The organism is Stenotrophomonas sp. 01N47 (assembly GCF_056399165.1).
The window spans coordinates 234,724-256,780 of record NZ_JBFTQU010000001.1 but is presented as its reverse complement, the minus strand read 5'-3'; the positions used below and the strand labels follow the sequence as shown (position 1 = coordinate 256,780).

Here is a 22,057-nt window from a genome sequence, read left to right as displayed (position 1 = left end):
TGCATGCGGCTAGCGGCCGGGCGGACCCCCATTCATCTTGCGTCACAGGCCAGGGTGCGGTTGATCCGGCCTGGCCGATCAGCGGCACCCGTTCCGGAGCCCATCGCCGCAATGCGACAGTCCGGCCTGGGCACGGCCCCGCAGCGACTCAAGCCTGCACAGTGCTGGCAACCCGGGGTTCCGGAGCCGGTGCCGATGATTGCTCCATCACACATTCCAGGCCTGAAGCATCTGTGTCCAGCAGGCAGGTGGCGAACAGCAGGAAGCGATACGCATCGGTGAAATTCGATCCCAGCCCGAACGAAATCCTGACCGCACCGCAATCACCCTTCTCCAGGATCTTCTCGTCGAATGTGGTGCAGTCGAGAATCTTCCCGGTCTTGTCCAGTTCACAGTGCTCGGCGCCTGCGGTAGCGTAGGTCGCCTGCTGGACGGCGCCCAGGTTGCAGAAGCAGCCATTGCGCAGGGTGATGCCGAACCGGTCTGCGGCGCGCTTGATGCGGGCGTGCGGCAGGATCGAACCATAGCAGTCGAAGAAGTTCAGCATCAGCGTCGCGCCCCGCTGCGCAGCGGGCGGGCCATAGATCTGGCACAACGGCAACTCGCCACGGATGTGGTGGCGAAGCGATGACAGCTGCGCCTGCAGCCACTCGGCCAACGCACGCGAGCGCAATGCGACCGCTTCCACTCCGCCCAGCGCAGCCACGAATTCAAAGCCTCTGGCGATGGCCGGGAAGGCGGCGTAGTTGGGCGTGCCGACTTCGAATCGCTGGCCCGCATCGCGGTACAGCAGGCGATCGGTGGGTGACCATGGCCCGGAGTAGTAGCACACGCCACCACCGGCAAACGACGGCGGTTTCAGCAGGTCGAGTGCGGCCCGCCGGGCGAGCAGGCAACCCGCGCCGGTGGGGTAGCCGAATATCTTGTAGAACGATGCCACCACGAAATCGGGGTGATGACGGCCGCAGTCAAGCCGGTATTGCGGCACCAGGGCTGCCGCGTCACACAGCACCGTCGCGCCATGCGCCTGGGCCCGCTCGATCCAGGCCAGATCGTGCCGGGCGCCGGTCGCATTGGATTGCGCGGGAAAGGCGAGCAGATGCGGGGCGCCGGGCTGCAGCCGCTGCAACGCGCGCCACATCAGCCCTTCATGCAACAGCAGCTCGTCATCCAGCGGAATGTACTTCACCTGTGCGCCCTTCGCCGTTGCGTACTCGCGCAAGCCGTGTACCGAGGTGTGATTGTCCTTGGTCAGCAGTGCCTGCGACCCGGCCTGAAACGGGAATGACTCGGCCACCAAACGGATTGCGCTGCTGGCATTGGCGGTGAACAGTATCTCGTACTCCTCCGGCGTGGTTCCGAAGAAGGCGTGGATCTGCTCACACGCCCCATGAAGCGCGTCCTGGGATGCTTTCGATCCGCTGTGCGGATTGCCGAGAATCGTCCGCTTGAGTGCCTGGTAATCCTGCTCAAGCAGGCTGTCGGGTGGCAATGTTCCGCCCACGTGATCCAGATAGGTCACCTGTTGCTCATCCAGCCGCGCGTATTCCTGTTGGCGCATGGCCTCGACCTGATCATGGGGATATTCGGGATGGTCGGCGAGGAACTGTGCGCGAGCGCTTTCGAAGCCGCGCATCGCGCGCGCATCCTGCTGCAGCGGCAGGTGGAACGCCAGCAGGGGTGAGAAATCCGGCGCCCGGATTGCAGCCTGCGCTGGGGTGTGTGCAGCATCCACACAGCCGCGCAGCAACCAGGCTTCCACCTGGTAGCGCCGGTCTGGCACTGCTGCATGGACGGCGTCCAGCATCGCGTCCAGATAGCGCTCCCTGCTGGGGGCGTCGCACTGGTTGAACTCCTCCAGAAGGATGCAGGCGTTGAACAGGAACTCGCGCACATCGGCGTCCCCCATGGCAAACGCGAGGGGCCGCAGTTCAGCCATCTCGCCCTCGCGCGGGGAAAGTCCTTCGATCGCGAACGCGCGTGTGATGGGCGACGGGTCGGTCAGGCTCAGGGCTGCATCCATCAGCCGGGAGGGCATGCCGAAGTGCTGCCGTGACTGCTCGCGGGCCAGCGCGAACAGCTGGTTGTAGTGGAATGCCGTGGCGTAGACCCGTCCGCCAGGGCGGAGCACGCGCCTGAACTCGCGGGCGACGCGCGCCTTGTCCGGCGGGAACATCAAGCCGAACCCGCAGACGATGACGTCGAAGCTGGCGTCGGCGAAGGGCAGCTCCGCCATGTCCACGTCGGCAAGGAGGGGCACGTTGCGCTGCACCTCATCGCTCAGCACGCCGCGTGCCACGTTCACGGCGATCGCCGACAGATCGGTGGCGACCAACCGTAGGCCGAGCGGCCTGCTCAGGTGCTGGTAAAGGTTCGCGGTGATGACCCCCGTGCCGCAGGCGACCTCCAGAACGTCGGACGCGTTGAAACCGGCCCGGATGTCGCCAGCGATCTCCTCGGCCAGCAGCTTTCCGTAGGGACCGAAAATGCGCTGGCTCAGTACGCGCTCATAGAACTCCATGAACGTGCTGAGAGACCATTTCCGTTCGGATACAACCTTGCACTGATGCGGCGAGACATCCTGCATGGCACGCTCCCTGTGGCCGGAGGCCGGTGAATCTTCGCCGCCTTTATTGCATCGGAGTAAATGTCTTTAAGTGATATTAATCACATAAAGCAGGATTGATAATCCGTGAAAGGCCGGATAGCCCTTTATTCCCCCATTCATGGGGCAACGGCCCCATTCGGCGCTTGCATCATTCCGTTCTGCAACATCGCTCAGCGCACCGACTGCGGCACCCGGCGCAGCTTGCCGGTGTCGTAGCCCATTGCCTTGATGCGGGCGACCGCCTGCTGGTAGTCCGCTTCGCTCACCTGCGGCGTGCGCGCCATGTACCACACGTAGTCACGCTTGCTGCGGGCCACGATGGTCTGGGTGTAGCCCTCATCCAGCCAGGCAATCAGGTATTCGGCCTGGATGGGCCAGATGAACTGCATTCCCCAGACCGCACCATTGCCGTGTTTTTCCACACGGCCCACCGGGTGCATCGACTTCTGTGGCGACTGGAAGCTGCCCTTGCGATAGGTGAAAGTGGTCTGGATGCGGCCATCGGCCTGCAGCGCGTAGCTTTCCACCGCGTCGAAGGCCTCGCGCTCGGGCCGGGACGGAATATGGGCGATGACATACCAGTCGCCCATGAAGCGCGGCACGTCCACCTTCGGAGGCAGCGGAATGGGGCGGGTGTCGTGGCTGCTGCAGCCTGCGCCGAACAGGGCAACGGCCAGCAGCGGGAACAGCGATGCGATACGCATGAGGGCGGTCTCCTTCAACGCGGGCGGAACAGGTAGTGGGCGACCAGCCATTGCTGGCCGTCGTCGTAGCCGAACAACTCGGCGCAGGCCATCCAGAACATGCGCCAGCGCTGCCACCAGATGCGTGCCGCCGCTTCGTCGCCATAGGTCTGTGCCAGCACCGGCAGCAGCTGTTCACGGGCGTCATCCTGGTTGGCCAGCCAATGGTTGGCCGTGCGCTGGTAGTGCGTGCCGTCCAGCAGCCAGCGCTGGTCCAGCACCAGGTCGCGCTGGAAGTGCAGCAGCGTGTCCGCTGCCGGCATCAGGCCGCCGGTGAAGAAGTGCCGGCCCATCCAGTTGTCGTCGCCCTCGGTCTCGAACGGATACATCAGCGTGCGATGGGCGAAAATGTGCACGAACAGCGCACCGTCCGGCTTCAGCCAACGGGCAATGCGGCCCAGCAGGCGGTCGTAGTTGCGGACATGCTCGAACATCTCCACCGACACGCAGCGATCAAACGCAGCGGCAGGCAGGTCCAGCTGGTTGACGTCCCGGGTGAGTACCTCGACGTTGCCGAACCCGCGCGCCTCGCACTGGGCCAGGATATGGCTGCGCTGGCTGTGCGAGTTGGACACGGCGGTGATGCGCGCGTTCGGGTAGCGCTCGGCCATCCACAGTGTCAGCGAGCCCCAGCCGCAGCCCAGCTCAAGAATGTCCTGGCCGTCGGCCAATCCGGCGCGCTGCCCGTACAGCTCCAGCATCGCATCCTCGGCCTGGTCCAGCGTCTCGCGGCCGGTGCGGTAGTAGCAGCTGCTGTACTTCAGGCGACGCCCCAGGCAGCCCTGGAAGAAGGCGGCAGGCACTTCGTAATGCTGGCGGTTGGCCGCATCCACGTGCAGTGCCAGTGGGCTGCCAGCGAGCTCGGCGATACGGCGGCTGAAGCGATGCGCCTGCTCCTCCATGCTGCCGCTCGACTCCTCGGCCAGGCGTTGCGCACACAGGCGGCGTATGCCCGCGCGCAGCGCCGCATCGGGCAGCCAGCCACGCTCGGCCCAGCCGGTAAGGCCGGCTTCCGTATCGGCAACCGGAGCAAGGGACGGGGTGCTGTTCATCGGGATCACTCCTTGGGGCTGCGCGGAAACCAGGGGAAGAACATCGGGGTACTGCGCTGGTAGTCGCGATAGTCATCGCCTCGACTGCGCAGCGCCTGTTTCTCGGTGAAGGGAACGCCACTGAGGTAGCGCAGGAACACGTACATCAGCACCGGCCCGGACCAGGCCAGCCACCACAAGGGTGAGCCGGCTGCCAGCAGTACATAGGTGAACCAGTGCAGCCACTCGAAGAAGTAATTGGGATGGCGCGTGTACCGCCACAGTCCTTGGCGGCAGGTCCGGCCCCTGTTCGCCGGGTCGGCCCGGAAGCGTGCCAGCTGACGGTCGGCCAGTGCTTCGCCGCCCACGCTGAGCAGCCACACGACGACCGCCGCTGCGATCCAGCCAGGCATGTCGCTGTGGGGATTGCCGGCCACGGCCGTGAACGGCAGCGCAAACAGCACCACCAACAGCGCCTGCGCCATGAAGAAGCCGAAGATCCTGCCCTGGTGGCCGTGCCAGTGTTCGCGCAGATAGCGGTAGCGACCGTCTTCCTCCTCGCTGCGTACGCGGCGCCACAGATGCAGGGCGAGACGACTTCCCCACAGGCCACCGAGCACGGCCAGTGCGATGCGTGGCTGCAGCGCGCCATCGCCCAGCCATGCAAGCAGCAGCGCGCCTGCCGCCACGCCCTTTGCCCACAGGACATCGACGATGCCGATGTTGCGCTGCCTGCGCTGCCAGGTCCAACCCCAGGCCATGATCAGCACGGCGTACAGCAGTACCCACCACAGAATGCTCATCAGGCTGCTCCGATCAATGGGGTGTCACGATTGCCGGGCGTTCCGCGACGGGCGACGGCGCACAGCAGCGACAGTGCCACGCACCAGCCCAGCGCCAGTGTTGCCACGCCCAGCCAGGCCGGGGCGGTGAAATGTACGGCCTGGAAACCCCGCGCCGCGGACAGATACGCCAGCGGCGCCAGCAGGCCCAGGGCCACCGGCAGCATCCAGTGCCGCTGCAGGAACGCCATCGACGCCGTCAGCGTCATCGCAAAGGCCGCCCACAGCGCGAAAATCCACGGTGGCGGCACCCATCCAAGCGGTGCGGCGGCGTACTGCACAGCACCGCTGGCTGCAGCGCTGCCATCCACCAGCCAGGCACACCCCAGCGCGAGCAACAGCAGGCGCAGCTCCAGGCGTGGCCGCGTCGAGGCAAGCAACTGGCTGCCGACATAGAGTGTGGCCGACAGCAGGGCCGGCCATTGCCAGCCGCGGCCGGCTCCGGCAACGGCGCACAGCCATACCAGCTGGTTGCCGATCACGTTGACCCAGGTGCGGCGCATGTCAGCCGGCCCGTTGGCCATGGACGTCCGTCTCGGGACGGTAGCCCGGCCGTGCCAGCAGCAGATGGGACACGCCGATCGAGCGCTCCAGGAAGCCGCCCTCGCAGTAGGCCAGATAGAACTCCCACAGCCTGCAGAAGCGGTCATCGAAACCCTGCGCACGTACCGCCGGCAACTGCGCCAGGAAGCGCTGCCGCCAGGCGCGCAGGGTGAGTGCATAGGAGTGGCCGAAATCCTGCTGGGCGATCAGCTGCAGGTCGCAGGCCCGGGTCTTGGCGGCCAGGATGGCGTTGATCGAGGGAATGAAACTGCCGGGGAACACGAAGCGCTTGATGTAGTCCACGCTGCGACGCGCCTGCTCGTAGCGCTGGTCCTCGATGGTGATGGCCTGCAGCAGGGCCACGCCATCGGGCTTCAGCAGCCGCTGCAGGGTGGCCATGTAGGTGTCCAGATACTCGGCACCGATGGCCTCGATCATCTCGATCGACACCAGCTTGTCGAACTGGCCCTGCAGATCACGGTAGTCCTGCATCAGCAGGGTCACGCGCTCCTGCAGGCCCGCCTCGGCCACACGCTGGGCGGCAAGCGCGTGCTGTTCGGCGGAGATGGTGGTGGTGGTCACATGGCAGCCGTAGTGCTGGGCGGCATGCAGGGCGAACCCGCCCCAGCCGGTACCGATCTCGACGACGCGATCACCGGGTTGCAGCTGCAGCTGCTGGCAGATGCGGTCCAGCTTGCGGCGCGAGGCGGTTTCCAGCGAGTCGCCGGCATCGCTGAACACCGCCGAGGAGTACATCAGGTCCGGCGACAGGAACAGCGCGAAGAAGTCATTGCCCAGATCGTAGTGGGCGGCGATGTTGCGGCGACTGCCTTCGCGGCTGTTGCGCCGCAGGCGGTTCCAGCCGCGCAGCAGCCAGCCACCGATCCGCGCCGGCCCGCGTTCCATGCCATCCAGCAGGTCGCGGTTGCGTACCAGCAGCCGCACCAGGGCCACCAGGTCATCGCAGTGCCAATCGCCGTGGATGTAGCTCTCACCCGCGCCGACGCTGCCCTGCGCGGCCACCTTGCGGTAGAACGCCATATCGCTGATGGTCACCGTGGCCTGCAGTGCGCCGGCACGATCACCGAGGACGACCTCGCCCAAGGGGTCGCGCACCCGCAGCCCGCCTTCGCGCAGCGGCGCCAGTACCGCCAGCAGCCTCCGGCGCAGGAATGCGTCCACCGCGCCGGGGCGGGGCAGGGCAACGGAAGGATTCAGCTCGTTCATCGCGGTTTCTCGGCAAGAGCGGGGTGGTCATGCACGGGATTGCGCTTCAGCCACAGGCGCAGTGCCTGCCAGTGGATGGCGGCTACCACCTGCACGGTCATCAACGGGTAGAACGCCAGTACCCGGGCCAGGCCGCGGCCATCAAGTGGGCGTCGCTGCATGGCCTGGGTGGCATCGAACTGCCGGACACCGTCGCGCCAGACCTGCATATGTACGCGCAGGTCATCGCCGGGCGCGGTGAAGCGCCAGTCGTAGCGGCAATCCATTGGCATGAAGGGGGAAACGTGGAAGGCTTTGTCGAACTGCCAGCGCAGGGCGCGCCCCTGCGGCTGTGCGCTTTCAACAGGCAGAACATAGGCGTGCCGTTCCTTCCACGGCGTGTTGGTGATGTCGGCGACGATGCAGTCCAGGGTGCTGCCGTCGGCCCGGTAGCAGTAATAGAAGCTGACCGGATTGAACACGTGGCCACCGAAGCGCAGGTGCGCCAACAGACGCACCGGGCCGTCCGGGCGCCGCCCCAGCACGGTCGCGGCATGGTCACGCACGGCGTCTGCAAGTGGTGTCCTGGGATCGCCGAGATAGTCGCTGCGGCGGAACTCTGCCAGGTTGCGTCGCCCGACCGACCACAGCCAGCGCCCGGCAAATACCTGGTCCAACTCGTCCAGGTCCAGCAGCAGCTGCGCGATGGGGTAGCGGAAGGCATGAGGATGCGGATGGTGCCGGCGGTGCACCACCTGCCCGAAGTAGAGGGCGCTGGCGCTCACGCGGCCACCTCCACCTGCAGGGGAGGCGGCGCGCCGGCGTCGCGCATCTGCAGTGCATCCACAACGCGGCGGGCACTGCGGATTCCATCTTCATGGAAGCCCCAGCCCCAGTACGCACCCGCAAACCAGGTATGCCGCCGGCCCTGCAGTTCGGCCCAGCGCCGCTGCGCGTTCACCGCAGCCGGATCATGCACCGGATGCGCGTACTGCAGACGGCGCAGCACCTTGGCCGGATCGATGGCTTCGCTGCGGTTGAGGGTCACCACCAGCGGCGTATCACCGGGCAGCCCCTGCAACAGGTTCATGCAGTAGCTGACCGTGCAGGGTGCGGTCGGGTCGCGCGGTACATGCGCGTTCCAGGCCGCCCACGCCTTGCGGTTGGCGGGCAGCAGGGAGGCGTCGGTGTGCAGTACGGCCTCGTTGGGCTGGTAGCGGATCGCGCCGAGCACCGCATGCTCGATCGGATCGGCGTCGGCCAGCAGGGCAAGGGCCTGGTCGCTATGGCAGGCCAGGATCACTTCATCGAAGCCTTCAATGCCGGTTGCGGTGTGTACGCGTGCCCCCCAGGGCATGCGCTCGACCGCATGCACCGGGCATTCCAGCCGCTCATGCACCCGCCAGCGCGCACGCAGGGCGTCCACGTAGCGCGCCGAGCCGCCCTTGACCACGCGCCAGGGCGCGCGCCCGGTCATCTGCAGCATCTGGTGATTGGCCATGAACTGCACCAGGTAACGCGCCGGGAAGTCCAGCACCTGCGCGGTCGGCGAGGACCACAGCGCCGAGGCCATCGGCAGCAGATGTTCCTGCACGAACGCTTCGCCATAGCGCTGGCTGTGCAGGTACTGGCCCAGCGTGGGGCCCTGCTCCTCGCCCAGCAGCAGGGGCGCGTCGCGATAGAAGCGCCGCAGGTCGGCCAGCATTCCCCAGAAACGCGGCGAGAGCAGGTTGCGGCGCTGGCAGAACAGGCCATCGAGCGATGTGGCGTTGTACTCCACGCCGCTGCGCTCGCTGTGCATCGAGAAACTCATCGTGGTGGGCTGCGAGTCCACGCCCAGTTCGTCGAACAACGCCGACAGCAGCGGGTAATGGTGCGGATTGAAGACGATGAACCCGGTGTCGACCGCCATCCTGCGGCCGTCCACCGTCACCTCGTGGGTGTGGGTGTGGCCGCCCAGGTAGTCGTTGGCCTCGAACAGGGTGACGTCATGCTCGCCGTCCAGCCACCACGCGCTGGCCAGACCCGCGATGCCGGAACCGATGATCGCGATACGCATGTCAGTGCCTTCCCTTGGCCAGTACCCAGGCCGGGATCGGCTTGAGGCCCTTCACCAGGCCCACCGCAGCCATCGCGCGCAGGCCATACCAGCTGATGTCGATCTCCCACCAGCGGAAGCCCTGGCGCGCGGTACCGGGGAAAAAGTGATGGTTGTTGTGCCAGCCTTCGCCGAAGGTCAGCAGCGCCAGCCAGAGGTTGTTGCGGCTGTCATCACGGGTCTTGAAGCGGCGCCGGCCGAATCGGTGCGCCAGCGAATTGATGGTGACCGTGGCGTGGAACAACACCACGGTGGAGATGAAGAAGCCCCAGACCAGCAGCTGCGGGCCGGAGGTATGCAGGCCTGGCGCCACACGCTCGAGCACCGCACCCACACCATACAGCGCAGCGGCCAGCAGCACCGGAACCACGGTGTCGAACCGGTCCAGCCAGCGCAGCTCGGGGTAGCGGGCCAGATCGGGAATGCGCTGCAGATCGGTGGCAAAGGCGCTACGGGTGAGGAACCAACCCATATGGCTGCGCCAGAACCCGCCCTGGCGCGGGGAATGCGGGTCCTGCGGTTGATCGGCGTGGCGGTGGTGGTGGCGGTGGTGCGCTGCCCACCAGAGCGGGCCACGCTGCACGCTGGCGGCGCCGATGACCGCGAACACGAACTGCACGGTGCGCGATGCCTCGAACGTCCGGTGCGAGAAGTAGCGGTGATAGAACGCGGTGATGGCGAACATCCTGATCGCGTACAGGAATACTGCAACGGCAACCGCTGTCCAGGACACGCCCACCCAGATCACCCCGAGGCAGGCCACGTGCAGCAGCGCGAAGGGCAGGGCGCGCAGCCAGTCGATGCGGTCACCCTGGCTGCCGTCGATCGCCGCTTCGCTTCCGGCATCGGTGTCGAACCAGCGCTGGAAGGTGCGCAACAGGCGCGAACGTCTGCGGAGTGGAGGCGCTGCGGATGCCATGGACGGAAGCCCGAGGAAGTCGATTGCCTACCTCTACGCGTTGCAGTGCAGGTTGGATGCAGTGGATTGCAGCTGACTGCATGTTCACCTGCTCGTAACACCACAGCTCGCTACCAGCGGTCGCTGCAGCTCAGTGCGCCAGCGCTGCTCCGGCTGCTCGGTTGCGGGTGCGGCGAAGCGCACGGTCACCTGCGGATAATCGCCACGTGCATCGCGCAGGTTGCTGGTACCACGGAACTCGAGCAGGCGGCGATCAGCATCGGCGTAGACCAGCGACAGACGTGGGGCCACCGCGCCGAACCAGGTATCAAGGCGGACATTCACCGCATGGGCGGAAAGCCCCTGCCAGCGCACCGGGCCCTGGTACTGCACCTGCACGGGGTAGAAGCGTTGCCGGCCGGGCACCAGAAAAGGCAGGCTGACCGACGCTCCACCCTGCAGCGTCCGCCAGTGGGCCCGCACGGCGGCATCGAAGCCGGCGTCGATCACGGCATCCGGGGGCAGCGGCAGCTGCTTGGTTCGGGAAGGCGTGGACGTGTCCTCCTTCCAGTCGACCCGGACCACGCCGGGGTCGACCCTCACATCGGCCGCTTGGCCGCTGCGGGCGTCCTGCAGCACATAGCCCCGCACCTGCGGCCGGGTGGCGGCGGGCATCTGCTTGCGGGCGAAAGGTTGGCCCGCAGGGCAAAGGTATTCCACCCAGCGTTCGCTGCCATCGCCGGCGCCGCGCTGCCAATGCACTTCGCGGTAGGCAATGACTCCGTTGGCCAGGGTGGCCACGCCCTCCGAACGCAGCAGCGGCGCGGCCGAAGCGGCGCAGGGCATGCAGAGCAGCAACCAGGCAAGACGCATCGGGGCGATCCATGGGAGGCTTGCGGGCCTGTACGCGCGACGGCGCCGGCTGGATGCACGTTGGCACCCATCCCGGGTGCATCCAACAGGCGCCACCGTGCGTAGAGGGAAGGACTCCTCTTCACCCAACGGCAGCCCCCGCCGATGTACCGTCCTCCCGCCAGTCCCTCCCATCCCTTCGACACCGCGCGGATCGTGTCCAGTTCACAGCAGCCCAGCAACGAGCCAACGAACTGGAACGGCGAGATGGATGGCGTCGCCCGGCTGCGCGATCGTGACTGCTTCATGCGCATCTACGACCATTTCATGCCGCGCCTGTGCATTTATCTGCGTGGCCTTGGGGCACCCGCAGCGGTGGCCGAAGAGCTGGCCCAGGAATGCCTGCTGCGCCTGTGGCTGCGCGCGGCCGAGTTCGATCCTGCCCAAGGTGCGCTGAGCACCTGGTTGTATCGCATCGGCCGCAACCTGCACATCGACCGCGTGCGTCGCGAACGCAGCTGGATGCAGGTGCAGGAAGCCGTGGAAGACGCCGCTGCCGCCGACGTCGGCGAGCGCAGCAGCGCCGAGCAGTTTGCCGACCATGCCCGCCTGCGCCAGCGCATCAATGAACTGCCGGCCACGCAGGCGCGTCTGGTTCGCATGTCCTACTTCGAGGCCAAGAGCCACAGCGAGATCGCGCAGGCGCTTGGGATGCCGCTGGGCACGGTCAAATCACACCTGCGACGAGCGTTCCTGCAGTTGCAGTCGAAGGTCGGGGGTGCACCATGAATCCGCACCACCACCTGCATGAGTCGACGCTGATGAGCTACGCCGCCGGTGCTCTGCCGGCACCGTTGAGCATCGTCGCCGGCACCCATCTTGAGCAGTGCCCGCACTGCCGCCAGCGGCTGCGCGAAGCGGAGGCCATCGGTGCCGCACTGCTGGAGCAGACCCAGCCCGTGGCGGACGAGGCGCGGCGGGCGGGCCTGCGCGAAGCGATGCTTGCCCAGCTCGTCGAGGTCCAGGCCGACGCGGTGCCAGGCCCGCTGCGGTCGATGCCGCGCGAACGCCCCGAGGCGGATCCGGACCATCTGCCGACGTCGCTGCATCCGTACTTCGGCGATTCGCTGGGCCGGCTGCACTGGCGCTGGATGGCGCCGGGAGTGCATTGCATCCGTGCCGAGCAGATGCCGTCGCTGATCATGCTGAAGATCGCGCCGGGCAAATGCCTGCCGATGCACAGCCATGGCCGCAGCGAACTGACACAGATCCTGCGGGGTTCCTACAATGATGCGCTGGGTCTTTTCGCGCCCGGCGATGTGGCCGACCTGGACGAGGAGGTCGAGCACCAGCCGGTAACGGCGCCTGGTGTACCGTGCATCTGCGTTTCCGCGCTGGATGCGCCGCTGGTATTCAGTGGTTGGCTGGCCCGCCGGATCCAGCGCTTCGTGAAACTCTAGGCTTCTTCAAGGTCAACGCATGTACGAAACACGCCCGCTGCGGATTCTGCTGACCGGCGCGACCGGACTGGTCGGGCAGGGCGTTGCCCGTGCCTGCCTCGCTTCGCCGCAGGTGGCGCGCACCGCTGCCCTGGTCCGCGGCAAGGCCCGGCTCGACGCGCGTATCGAGCAGATCGTGCTGGCCGATTTCCAGCATGCCCGTGGTGTGGGCCCGCAGTTGGCCGGATTCGATGCGTGTTTCTATTGTGCCGGAGCACCGCCGGTCGGCACCGCCGAGGACGAGTATCGGAAGGTGACGCTCGATGCCACCCTTGCCGTGGCTGCAGCATGGGCCGAGGCGAATCCGGACGGCCGGTTCCTGTATGTCTCCGGCGCCCATGCCAATCCCCACAGCCGGATCATGCCCCTGCGCATCAAGGGCGAGACCGAGGCCGCGTTGGCGCAGCTCGCGGTGCGCACCGTCATGCTGCGTCCCGCCGGGGTGCGCCCGGTGACGGGCACCGGCACCCGTCATGCGGCGTTGAAGCCGCTGTATCGCTTTGGCGGTCCCCTGATGGCGGCGGCGGGCCGCGTCCTGCCCTCACTGGTGACCAGCAACGAAGCCATCGGCCGCGCGATGATCGTGCTGGCGACGATGCCGGACCCGCCGCCGGTGCTGGAATGTGCGCAGATCAACCGACTGGGGGGCGTTGCTGCAGCCTGATGGGTGTGGTGCACATCTGCTGCACATCGCGCCTACTACAGTCGTCGCTCATCCTTCTGTGACGCATCGACGTGAACCTGCAGCCATCGTCTTCCCTGCTTCGCCCATCGCGCCCAGCGCCTGAAAACGGCCGTTTCGACCTGCTGGATGTCAATGCACTGCAGGATCCCGGCAGCGGCCGCATCGTCCATCTGTATTCGCTGGTGGCGCGTTGCCTGTGCTGCGAGGTCGTATTCAAGGCGCAGGAGGGCGATGGGCTTGTCAGCACGTCTGCCGCGCGTGTACTGCGCTGCCCGACCGGCTGCGGTGAGCAGGCCTTCAGGGGCAGCGCGCTGCGCCAGTGGCGGCCCGCAGCGCAAGGCCCTCAGGCATTGCGCGGCTAAAGCACGGCCGGATTGGCCTGCCACACCGCGTAGTTGAGCGCGCTGGCGAACGTCACCCATGCCAGGTAAGGCAGCAGCAGCCATGCCGCCGCCGGACGCACGCGATGGAAGGCAACGATCGTGGCCACGATCAGCGCCAGCAACAGTGCGATGTCAGCGAACGCCAACGCCCCCTGTTTCCAGCCGAAGAACAGCCAGCTCCACAGCACGTTGAGGGCCAGCTGCAGCAGATAGAGTGCCAGCGCAGGCGCGGCCGCGCGCCATCCGCCCTGGCGCCACACCAGCCACGCCGCCAGCGCCATCAATGCGTACAGCACCGTCCACACCGGACCGAACACGCTGGCCGGCGGTGCCCATGCCGGCAACGTCAGGCTTGCGTAGAAATCCGCTGCCGAGATCGAGGCACGCGCGCCCAGTGCGGCCGCCAGAAAAGTGACGCTGGCCCAGCCCAGAAGGCCAACTGCTTGCCTGCGGACATTCATGGTGTCTTTCCTCCTGCACAATCGCGAACTTCGGTAGTGCGTTGTACGTAAAGGCGTCGCGACTGGATGCAGCCTTCGGGTCAGTCCGCCGTGCCACCGTCGCTGGCCGCTGCAGCACCGGGCAGCAACGCGGGCCGACCGTCGAACCATTCCCGCGCACCGGCCAGATGCCATTGGCGGCGCTGCCCATCCAACTCGATGCCGGCACCTAGCAGGCCCCAGCGAAGGTAGAGGTCGCCACGCTTGCGCTGGTCCAGCAGATCCAGCCGCGCACGCAGCGAAAGGCGCTCGTTCTCCGCCTGCAGTCCATCCAGTACCAGATGCCCGGCGCGCCAGCGCAGGCGGGTATGTGCATCCACCTGGCCGGAGTCGAGCAGCGACAATGCCCAGCGCGGGTAATCGCTGCGCTCGGCAAACAGCGCCAGCAGCGGGCCCGCGTCGCGCATGGCAAGATCCGCGCGTGCGTCCACCTGGAACGGTGACTGCGCATCGATGTCACCGCGGGCGATGGTGACCCGGCCCCACCACGGCTGTGAACGCTGCTGCTCACCCACCTGCACGTTGCGCAGCTCGATCACGCTCCCGCCCAGATCGAACCGGCGCTGGCTGAAATCGCCACGTCGCAGCCTGCCATCAACGCGGGCGTCGCCCTGCAGGCCAAGCCCGGCCACCTGCAGGCGTGCGCGTTGGCTGCGCAGGCGGACACTGCCATTGCCAACCCGGCCCTGGGTATCGAGTTCAACGTCGCCGCTCACATGGCCAGCGCCTCCCAGCAGCCGCACCTGGCCGTTGCCCAGGTAGCGGTTGTAGGCGGTGAGGTCTGGAATGCTTGCGTCATCGAAGCGCAGCTGCGCGCGCACGCCCTTGCGCAGCTCGCGCAGGCGACCGTCACCGGTGAGTGTCAGTGCCAGGTCGCGCCCATCGAACAGCGTGGCACCCTTGGCGCCGCCTGCACGCGCATTGAACGTGGGAAGCTTCACTGCCAGTACGGCGTGCGTCGGCGTCCCGGCCTGCAGTTGGCCATGGGCGCTGGCCGTTCCCTGCATGTGCACGCCGGCCACTTCGGCCACCGCCCGCGCCGCAGGAATGTCGACGCTGCTGCCAGCGGCCAGCTCGCCGTTCTGCAGGCGCAGGTCGGCGCGCAGCACGCCACCACCCTGCAGCTGGAACCAGGGTTTCTGCACGAACAGTGCGGGAATCCAGTTGAGCGAGGTGAAGGTCCATTCGCCCTTGACCGTTCCGGAGGTGCGGCCCAGCATCTCGCTGGGTTCGGCGAATGGAATGTGCCGCCCGGTGATGGTCAGATCCGCGTCCAGCGCAGCGCCTGTGCCCTCGCGCTGCGGCAACCGCGCCTGCAGGCGGATGTCGCGGGCGGTATCCAGCTGCACTGCCAGCGTTCCGCGGTCGGGGGCGCCAGCTCCCATCTGCAGGGGAACCCGCCAGACCGCATGGCTGCCGGGCTGAAGCGCGCCCTGGTCCAGGGTGATCGCGGCCTGCAGCTGCCCCGGCACGGCGGCGCTGGCAATGGAAGGACGTTGCGTGTCCGTATCCAGGCGCAGGCCCTGGCTGCGCGCCTGCACCTCCAGCACGGCATGCAGCAGCCCCAGCTTTGCCAGCCCGGGTGCCTGGTCGCGGTAATGCCGTGGGTAGGAGAACTGCGTCTTCAGCTGCATGTCGCCGAGCAGCTGGGTGCCGTCAAGGCTGACGTCGGCATCAGCGAACGCCACCTCCGAGTCCAGCAGTTCCGAGGGACCACCACGCAGCTGCTTCACGAAACCGACCGTGCCGCTGCCCTGGCCAACGATCAACAGCTTGCCCACGCGGACGCTGCGGATGGTTTCGCTATGAATGCCATCGAACCGCAACGTCCAGCCGCGATCGCCGCGCGGTGGTGAGGGAATGGCCTCCTCCACGCGCGCGATCTCGGCGGCCACCCCGGTCGCGTGCAGCGACGGCACGCGCACCTCGCGCTGGAACAGCGGCAGCAATGCCAAGCGTGCACTGGCGCGGTCCGCGTGCAGCACATACACCGTGTGATTGACGTGGCCGCGCATCTGCACATTCCAGGCGATGACATGCCCCGGCAGCAGCGTGATCGCCGGGCCAGTGGTCATCACGAACTTGTGCGGCTTGCGATTGGTGACCTGGTCGAACAGCGGCGTATTGAGGAAAACATTGCCTGCCAACAGGTACAGCAGATACAGGCCCAGCAGGTACGGCAGCAGCTTGCGGCCGTGACGGCGCCATCGCTGCGGGCGGGCGAGGGAGTGGGGCATGGACCCTCGGCGTGGAATGGGATGGCCATCACTATCGTGGATGCGGCTGCGGCGCGATGTGAACGTGCTGCGCACACCGCGTCCTATAATCAGCGCGTCACTGTTCAAGGAGGTCACGGCATGAATGCCCAGACCAGCAAGGAAGGCGCAACCCAGGATGCGCCGCGCGATGCCGCCTCGGCGTCGTTCGATCCGACCTACACCTCGGCCAACAGCGAGGTGCGGGCCGCCGCCGGTGGTTACTCGGTCACGTTGAACGAGGGCGACGGCGCGTTGAAAGTGGGTACCGAGCACAAGCGCGCAGCGTCCAGTCTCGCATCGCAGTTCCAGGGGACGTCGCTGAACATGGCCGGCAGCCCGACGCCCGATGGCGGCAGGGATTACCTGCTCACGATGGAGTCGGTGGTCGGGGCAAGCGCGAAAGGTGCCGGCTTCCAGGACACCAGCAGCACCGGCGTACGCGGGCGCTACAGGGTCAGCCTGCCCAGCGAGGCGGTGGACGTCGATCCCACCCGCATCAACCCGTTCGATCCGCAGACCATTCCCAAGGGGGGCAGCGTCACCCTGGATGGCCAGCAGTTCACCGGCACCGCACTGGAAGGCAGCTTCCGCAACATCGCCATGCAGAGCCAGACGACCGAGGCGAGCGGTGCCAGCTACCGCGTGGATCGCCTGGATGATGGCCGGGTGCGCGTCACCACCGGGCCGAACGAGGCGGTTGAAGCGTTCAACGGCATGGGATTCAGTGCCGGCAGGTTCAGCGCGATTGCCGGTCGCCAGGACGCGCTCGGTCACGCTGCCGTCCGCACTGCCACGTTCGACCTGGATCAAGCCGAAGGCCGCCAGGCCTATGAACAGTTCATCGACAACGGCACCCTGAGCGGCCAGACCCTGGGCGTGCAGGATCTGGCGACGGTCGAGCGGCTGGGCATGAGTTCGCAGACGCGGCTGAAGGTCGGCTATGGCGACACGTTCGGCCTGGACCTGGCGGGTGCACGCAACAGCGGCGACGTGGTGCAGGTCAGTCGCGAGGACGGCAGCCGCACCGAACTGCGCAGCGTGCAGTACAACGGCAACCTGCCGGCAACCCGGGTCAGCGCCTACGGCGCCGACGGCCAGGAAGACAGGGCGCAGCGCCGCTATGAATTCACCTTCGACCTGCGCGGGCATGCGCAGGGTGAGCAGATTGCCGGAATGGCCAATGCGGCGCTGTCCGGCGACCCCAGCGGTGATCGCGGACCGGTGAAGGCCGGTGAACTCACTACCCTGAGCTTCAGCGAGGCCCAGATGCGCACGCTGATGGAGCGTACCCAGTCGATGGTCGGGGACAACCCGATGCTGGGGCCATCGTGGCAGGTGCTTGCAGAGGACGGCAACGGCAGGCCGCAGCAGGATGTGGACGCCTTTGCACTGGGGCTGGCGCGCAACCAGGGGCAATCCACCTATGGCATGGCCGAACGCCTGTTCCATATCGCTGCGGCGGGTGGCAAGGATCTGCAGAAGATCGATGCTGCCGTGCAGGGCGAGCACCTGCAGTCGCTCGCACCGCCCTCACCGCTGCTGCCCCGGCAGGACCCACGGCACACCGCCAGCCCGGACCACGGCATGTGGCTGCAGAGCCAAGGCGCGGTGAGCAGCCTCGACCAGGCGATGGGGCGTCAGCCTGATGAGATGAGTGAACGGCTGGGCATGGCCCTGCTGGTCGCGGCCAAGGGCAAGGGCATGGAGCGAATCGACGAGGCCGTGCTCAGTGACGACGGTAGGTACGCGTTCGCGGTGCAGGGCCAGCCGCACGCTGCCGATCGTCAGATCGCCCGCACCGATACTGCGCAGGCAGTGGCTACGCCGGTCAGCGAGCACGTGCGCGGGCTGCAGCAGGGCCAGTCGCTGGCGGCAAGCTCTGAGCGGGCGAGCCAGCAACAGGAGCGGGAGCAGGAGCAGATGTCCCAGGAACACGCTGCACGGGCCATGGCGCGTTGAGTCGGGCGCGCCAGCCCAGTGGCTGGCGCATCGGGTCAGGCAGGCCAATCAGGCTCGCCAGAGCGCCCGGGCCTCATCGGCAAGCAGCGCAGGCTGTTCCTCAGGCCAGAACAGGCGTCCGCCTTCCACCCAGCGGATGCCGCGCGATGCCGGCAGCGTCTGGTGCAGCCACTCGGCCCAGCGGCCCGGAAAGAGTGGGTCGGACGTTCCCCACACCATGCGCGTGGGAATCGTACTGCGTTGCAGCGAGGCTTCGATGGCCACCAGCGGATTGGGCTCGAACGCCGCGAGGTGGTCATTGAGCTGCTTCTGGCGCAGGGGCGAGGACACCAGCGGGCGGAAACTGTATTCGATGGCCTCATCGCTGAAATGTGCCGGATCCACATAAGCCGAGCCACCGATACCGGCCGCTGATCGCGCGTAGCGGCGATCCTGCAGGTGGCGGACAATCTTCTGGTGATAGGTGCCTGCGCGTGCGGCGGCCAGCGAGTTCTTCATCTGCACCGGCGGGCTGTTCTGGTGCACGTCGCAGTTGGTCAGCAGCATCGTGCGCACGCGGCTAGGGTGCTGCACAGCGAACAACTGGGCCACGGTGCCGCCACTGTCATTGGCAACCAGGTCGACAACCGCAACGGACAGCGCATCAAGCAACGCAACGAGCATGTCGCTCTGTGCCTGCGGAGACAGGTCCTGCGTGGCCGCCACCGCGCTGTGGCCCAGGCCCATGAAATCCGGTGCAATGCAGCGGCGGGACGAGGAAAGCTGCGCGATCGCATGCCGCCACTGGAAGCCGCTCAACGGGAACCCGTGCAGGAACAGTGCGGCCGGACCCTTCCCTTGTTGCACGCAGGCGATGCGCCCGAACGGTGTGCGGACCCAGCGCCGGCGGGCGGCGAATGCTGCGGCATCCATGGGCTCGCGCAGGCCCGCGCTGGCGCCGCGCACGGTGGGTGGCCATCCCATGGCCAGCAACAGTCCAGCACCGATCAGCAGTGACCTGCGCGACGATGAAGGCGCATCGTTGGATGGACCGCTCATGACGTCACCGCCGTTCGACCGACGACCGCATGCTTGAACAACCGCACGGGCTTGCCCGCTGCGCGCTCGATCACGCCCTTGGCTTCCAGATCCAGCTGCACGGCCTTCAGCCACCAGCCTGCGGTCGCGCCTGCGGGGAACAGATCTGCAGGCAGCGCTGGCAGCAATGACTGCTTGGCAATGGCAACGGAAACCCCGGGCGGCGTCTGCGGCAGCACGCCGAGCAGGGCGCTGCGCATGGCGCTGTACTTGCCCCGGTCGACCCACTGGGTCCTGCCGGGCGAGGTGATGCTCTCGATCTCGATCTTGTCTGGCTCAGCCATGGACCTCTCCTTCAATGCGGATATCCGGGCTGCGCAGGCCCATCGCAATCCAGGCCTTCATCAACCGGGCATAGAAGCGCAGCGAGTGTTGCTTGAGGTTGGGTACATCGGCGGGCAGCACGGAGGGGTCGGGCAGATCGCCCACCATGGTGCGCATCTGCAGCGGCGGCCGGGTATCCTCCGGCCACAGCCCGCCATACAGGCTCAGCCAGTGGCCGCCGGTCAGTTCAAGAAACAGTGGCGTGTTGCAGCAGGTGGCCAGCACGCGACGGGTGCCGGCATCGGCTGAGAGGCGGAACGCGGCCAGTCGCTCCACTCCTGCCAGGAACTCCACCCGGTCCTTGCGATACATGACGAAACGGGTAGTTCCATGCGGTCCGAGCAGCCGCTGGGCGCCGGGCAGGCGCTGCAGGCGCAGGCCTGCGGCGCGGCAGCTGTTGCAGCAGCAGTCGACGCAGGCGATGGGTGTGCCGGTCAGGTTCAACGTCACTTCGCCACAGCGGCAGGCAACCTGTTGTGCGGAAGGCATGTGGATGCTCTCTTCGGGGGCTCTTTTTCTATCGACGAACCGGGGGCCCCGGAATCGACAGGGGCGGTGGCAGCCGATAGCTCACCCGGTACAGGTCCAGGCTGGCGCCATCGCCGCGACGCGCTGAATAGGTGAGCGTGCCAGGGCGGGACCAGTCGAGCATGGCGCCATAGCTGTCGCTCGCACCGTCGTTGACGGGTGGGGGCAGTCGCATGCCGGGCGCGTAGCGGTCACCGAACGCGCGTGCCGCGAACTGCTCGACCCGCGAACTGCCGAAGTCCTGTGCACGTGCGAAAACGATGGTCCGGCCATCGCCCAGGAAGGTGGCGTCGAACTCCTGCGCGGCCGTGTTGACCGCGCCTTCCACCGGCCGCGCAGGTTGCAGTTGTCCATCGTCCACCCGCGCGACATACAGATCGTGGCCACCGGCGCCACCTGCTCGGTCGCTGGAGAACAGCAGGGTGCCACCGTCGGGTGCGAGCATCGGCGCAAACTCGTTGGCGGGGCTGTTGACGGCAGACCCGAGATGCTCAACGGCACCGAACTGCAGGCCCTGCACGGGCACCCTGTACAGGTCATCGCCGCCCAGGCCACCGGGGCGATCGGAGCAGAACAGCACGAAGCGGCCATCGGCGGTAAACGCAGGGTCGAAATCGCGGCCGGGTGTGTTGAACGGAACCGGGCGCGCGGCACTCCACTGGCCGTGCTGCAGATGCGAAACCCAGATGTCATGGCCGCCTTCGCCGCCAGGCCGGTCACGGCTGAACCAGAGCGCCGTGCGTCCGTCGGGGCTCAGCGTCAGGCGGACTTCGCTGTATCGGGTCGACGCGATGCCTGGTGCGAAACGCTCTGCGTGAGGGTCGAGTGCCAACGCCTCCCGGCTGGCATCACCCCCCAGCAGTCCAGCGACCGCGACCGCAAGCGCGACCAGTGAGGCAAGCGCATTCATGCCTGCCGCTCGAAATCGCTGATCCAGTTGGTCTCCCAGGTCGCTCCGCCGTCTGCGGATGCCGCCTGTTCCCAGCGTGCGGAACGCGAGGTGATCCGCGACCAGATCACCCGCGTTCTGATCGGTTGTCCCCGCAGCTGGTCGTCTCCCATGAACGTGCCGACGCCATCGACAAAACCGCCGCGGACCGGTGCGCCGATCCGCGTGGGATCGCGGCCATCCAACCACCAGCTCGACCACTGGCCACTGCTGGCATCCCATGCGCGGATGCCCATGCCGCGTACGGTCGCAGCGGGGAAGTTCATGACGTTGTCGCCAACGTTGCCAAAGCCGCCCAGCACCGGCCAGTTGTGCAGCGTGCCATCGAAGTGGTCCCAGCGGTTGCTGCCAGACAGGCGTTCGCGCAGCCGCTGGTGCTGCACGGTCCAACGGCCGACCAGGAAGTCGAAGTCGCGGGGCGCATCCGACTGCAGCGGCAGCGGCGAGGGTATCGCTGCCGTGCGGGTGAACCAGTTGCGCCAGTTCACTTCCCAGTGCACGCCGTTGTCCGCGGAGAATGCCTGCTCCCACCACGGCTGCGCAGCGTGGATGTCGTGCCAGCGGAACCAGACCTGGATGGGCTGGCCCTTGAAGGAATCCACGCCACGGAAGCTGCCGCCTGTACCGCTGAAGCCGCCACGCACCGGCGCTTCGAAGCGGCTGGGAGCGCGGCCATCCAGCCACCAGATTGCCCAGGTGGCGGAAGCCGGATCGAAGGCACGTACACCCAGGCCGCGGTAGGCGCCGCCGGGCAGCTGCATCAGGTTGTCATCGATCGTGCCCAGCCCGCCCAAGGTCAGCCAGACCGCACTGGTGCCAGTGAAGTCCACCCACCGCGTGTCCGCCACCAGGCGTTCCTGCAGCCGGCGGTGACGCACGTTCCAGTTGCCCTGCAGCCAACGCCAGTCATTGGCATGGTCTCTGCCGGCATGGGCAGGGGTGGCGCCCAGCGGCAGGCACAGCCCGAAGGCGCCGGCACCGTACAACGCGGCAAGGCCGCCCAGAAATCCACGTCGCTGCATGTCTGATCCCCGTTGTCCGAGGCCTCATCTTCGGCGTCGTATGGGGGATTGA

General features: G+C 67.1%; 22 protein-coding genes. 5 read left to right on the top strand and 17 right to left on the bottom strand.

Features of this window, described 5'->3' with window-relative positions; translation table 11 throughout:
- Positions 1–148: 148 nt before the first annotated feature.
- The 10 genes from AC1DKR_RS01140 to AC1DKR_RS01095 all read right to left on the bottom strand — a co-directional run bounded on the left by AC1DKR_RS01140 (position 149) and on the right by AC1DKR_RS01095 (position 10,842).
- Complete coding sequence (locus AC1DKR_RS01140) at positions 149–2,587, bottom strand: aminotransferase class V-fold PLP-dependent enzyme (protein ID WP_478030513.1); 2,439 nt, start codon at positions 2,585–2,587, stop codon at positions 149–151.
- Between the two features lie 191 nt (positions 2,588–2,778).
- The gene (locus tag AC1DKR_RS01135) at positions 2,779–3,312 is read right to left on the bottom strand and encodes a lipocalin family protein (RefSeq protein WP_033831173.1); all 534 of its coding nucleotides are present in this window, start codon (positions 3,310–3,312) and stop codon (positions 2,779–2,781) included.
- 14 nt (positions 3,313–3,326) lie between these two features.
- On the bottom strand, positions 3,327–4,403 hold the full coding sequence (locus tag AC1DKR_RS01130) for an SAM-dependent methyltransferase (RefSeq protein WP_442243621.1): 1,077 nt from the start codon (positions 4,401–4,403) through the stop codon (positions 3,327–3,329).
- Between the two features lie 5 nt (positions 4,404–4,408).
- Positions 4,409–5,185 carry a DUF1295 domain-containing protein gene (locus AC1DKR_RS01125; protein ID WP_032974665.1) on the bottom strand — a complete coding sequence of 259 codons (777 nt, stop codon included), beginning with the start codon at positions 5,183–5,185 and terminating at the stop codon, positions 4,409–4,411.
- Positions 5,185–5,727: a DUF2878 domain-containing protein gene (locus AC1DKR_RS01120; protein ID WP_394195693.1), complete on the bottom strand. Its 543-nt coding sequence runs from the start codon at positions 5,725–5,727 to the stop codon at positions 5,185–5,187. Before AC1DKR_RS01120 ends, AC1DKR_RS01125 begins: the two co-directional genes overlap by 1 nt.
- A 1-nt stretch (position 5,728) precedes the next feature.
- On the bottom strand, positions 5,729–6,994 hold the full coding sequence (locus AC1DKR_RS01115; RefSeq protein WP_218787557.1) for an SAM-dependent methyltransferase: 1,266 nt from the start codon (positions 6,992–6,994) through the stop codon (positions 5,729–5,731).
- The gene (locus AC1DKR_RS01110) at positions 6,991–7,758 is read right to left on the bottom strand and encodes a DUF1365 family protein (RefSeq protein WP_088100037.1); all 768 of its coding nucleotides are present in this window, start codon (positions 7,756–7,758) and stop codon (positions 6,991–6,993) included. Before AC1DKR_RS01110 ends, AC1DKR_RS01115 begins: the two co-directional genes overlap by 4 nt.
- Positions 7,755–9,032: an NAD(P)/FAD-dependent oxidoreductase gene (locus AC1DKR_RS01105; protein ID WP_478030508.1), complete on the bottom strand. Its 1,278-nt coding sequence runs from the start codon at positions 9,030–9,032 to the stop codon at positions 7,755–7,757. Before AC1DKR_RS01105 ends, AC1DKR_RS01110 begins: the two co-directional genes overlap by 4 nt.
- Position 9,033: 1 nt before the next feature.
- Positions 9,034–9,990, bottom strand: a complete 957-nt coding sequence (locus AC1DKR_RS01100) for an acyl-CoA desaturase (RefSeq protein WP_478030506.1) — start codon at positions 9,988–9,990, stop codon at positions 9,034–9,036.
- 84 nt (positions 9,991–10,074) lie between these two features.
- Complete coding sequence (locus AC1DKR_RS01095; protein WP_478030504.1) at positions 10,075–10,842, bottom strand: hypothetical protein; 768 nt, start codon at positions 10,840–10,842, stop codon at positions 10,075–10,077.
- Positions 10,843–10,986: 144 nt separating this feature from the next.
- Here AC1DKR_RS01095 and AC1DKR_RS01090 point away from each other — a divergent pair, with 144 nt between their 5' ends.
- From AC1DKR_RS01090 to AC1DKR_RS01075, 4 genes are all read left to right on the top strand, one after another.
- Positions 10,987–11,610 (top strand): sigma-70 family RNA polymerase sigma factor, encoded by a 624-nt coding sequence (locus AC1DKR_RS01090; RefSeq protein WP_025874474.1) that lies wholly within the window; start codon positions 10,987–10,989, stop codon positions 11,608–11,610.
- Positions 11,607–12,281 carry a ChrR family anti-sigma-E factor gene (locus AC1DKR_RS01085; RefSeq protein ID WP_025874475.1) on the top strand — a complete coding sequence of 225 codons (675 nt, stop codon included), beginning with the start codon at positions 11,607–11,609 and terminating at the stop codon, positions 12,279–12,281. Before AC1DKR_RS01090 ends, AC1DKR_RS01085 begins: the two co-directional genes overlap by 4 nt.
- 19 nt (positions 12,282–12,300) lie before the next feature.
- Positions 12,301–12,984, top strand: a complete 684-nt coding sequence (locus tag AC1DKR_RS01080) for an NAD(P)H-binding protein (protein WP_478030502.1) — start codon at positions 12,301–12,303, stop codon at positions 12,982–12,984.
- Positions 12,985–13,055: 71 nt separating this feature from the next.
- Entirely contained in the window at positions 13,056–13,367 is a 312-nt protein-coding gene (locus AC1DKR_RS01075; protein WP_363733373.1) for a hypothetical protein, read from the top strand.
- Here AC1DKR_RS01075 and AC1DKR_RS01070 read toward each other — a convergent pair.
- Both AC1DKR_RS01070 and AC1DKR_RS01065 read right to left on the bottom strand, forming a co-directional pair.
- Entirely contained in the window at positions 13,364–13,849 is a 486-nt protein-coding gene (locus tag AC1DKR_RS01070) for a TspO/MBR family protein (protein WP_363733372.1), read from the bottom strand. The two genes, AC1DKR_RS01075 and AC1DKR_RS01070, sit on opposite strands and share 4 nt — an antisense overlap.
- Positions 13,850–13,929: 80 nt before the next feature.
- On the bottom strand, positions 13,930–16,125 hold the full coding sequence (locus AC1DKR_RS01065) for an AsmA family protein (protein ID WP_478030498.1): 2,196 nt from the start codon (positions 16,123–16,125) through the stop codon (positions 13,930–13,932).
- Between the two features lie 120 nt (positions 16,126–16,245).
- Here AC1DKR_RS01065 and AC1DKR_RS01060 point away from each other — a divergent pair, with 120 nt between their 5' ends.
- A complete protein-coding gene (locus AC1DKR_RS01060; protein WP_478030496.1) occupies positions 16,246–18,105 on the top strand; it encodes an XVIPCD domain-containing protein in 1,860 nt (619 codons plus the stop codon).
- A 48-nt stretch (positions 18,106–18,153) separates the two neighbouring features.
- Here the strand turns inward: AC1DKR_RS01060 and AC1DKR_RS01055 are convergent, their stop codons facing one another.
- From AC1DKR_RS01055 to AC1DKR_RS01035, 5 genes are read right to left on the bottom strand one after another with little or no spacing between them, the layout of a single operon-like run.
- Positions 18,154–19,143 (bottom strand): alpha/beta fold hydrolase, encoded by a 990-nt coding sequence (locus AC1DKR_RS01055; RefSeq protein ID WP_363733369.1) that lies wholly within the window; start codon positions 19,141–19,143, stop codon positions 18,154–18,156.
- Positions 19,140–19,466 (bottom strand): DUF6958 family protein, encoded by a 327-nt coding sequence (locus tag AC1DKR_RS01050; protein ID WP_033831163.1) that lies wholly within the window; start codon positions 19,464–19,466, stop codon positions 19,140–19,142. The genes AC1DKR_RS01055 and AC1DKR_RS01050 overlap by 4 nt, the downstream gene beginning before the upstream one ends.
- The gene (locus AC1DKR_RS01045; protein ID WP_447945138.1) at positions 19,459–19,995 is read right to left on the bottom strand and encodes a GFA family protein; all 537 of its coding nucleotides are present in this window, start codon (positions 19,993–19,995) and stop codon (positions 19,459–19,461) included. The genes AC1DKR_RS01050 and AC1DKR_RS01045 overlap by 8 nt, the downstream gene beginning before the upstream one ends.
- A 28-nt stretch (positions 19,996–20,023) precedes the next feature.
- Positions 20,024–20,944 carry a TolB family protein gene (locus AC1DKR_RS01040; RefSeq protein ID WP_478030492.1) on the bottom strand — a complete coding sequence of 307 codons (921 nt, stop codon included), beginning with the start codon at positions 20,942–20,944 and terminating at the stop codon, positions 20,024–20,026.
- Entirely contained in the window at positions 20,941–22,005 is a 1,065-nt protein-coding gene (locus tag AC1DKR_RS01035) for a hypothetical protein (RefSeq protein ID WP_478030489.1), read from the bottom strand. Before AC1DKR_RS01035 ends, AC1DKR_RS01040 begins: the two co-directional genes overlap by 4 nt.
- Between the last annotated feature and the right edge of the window lie 52 nt (positions 22,006–22,057).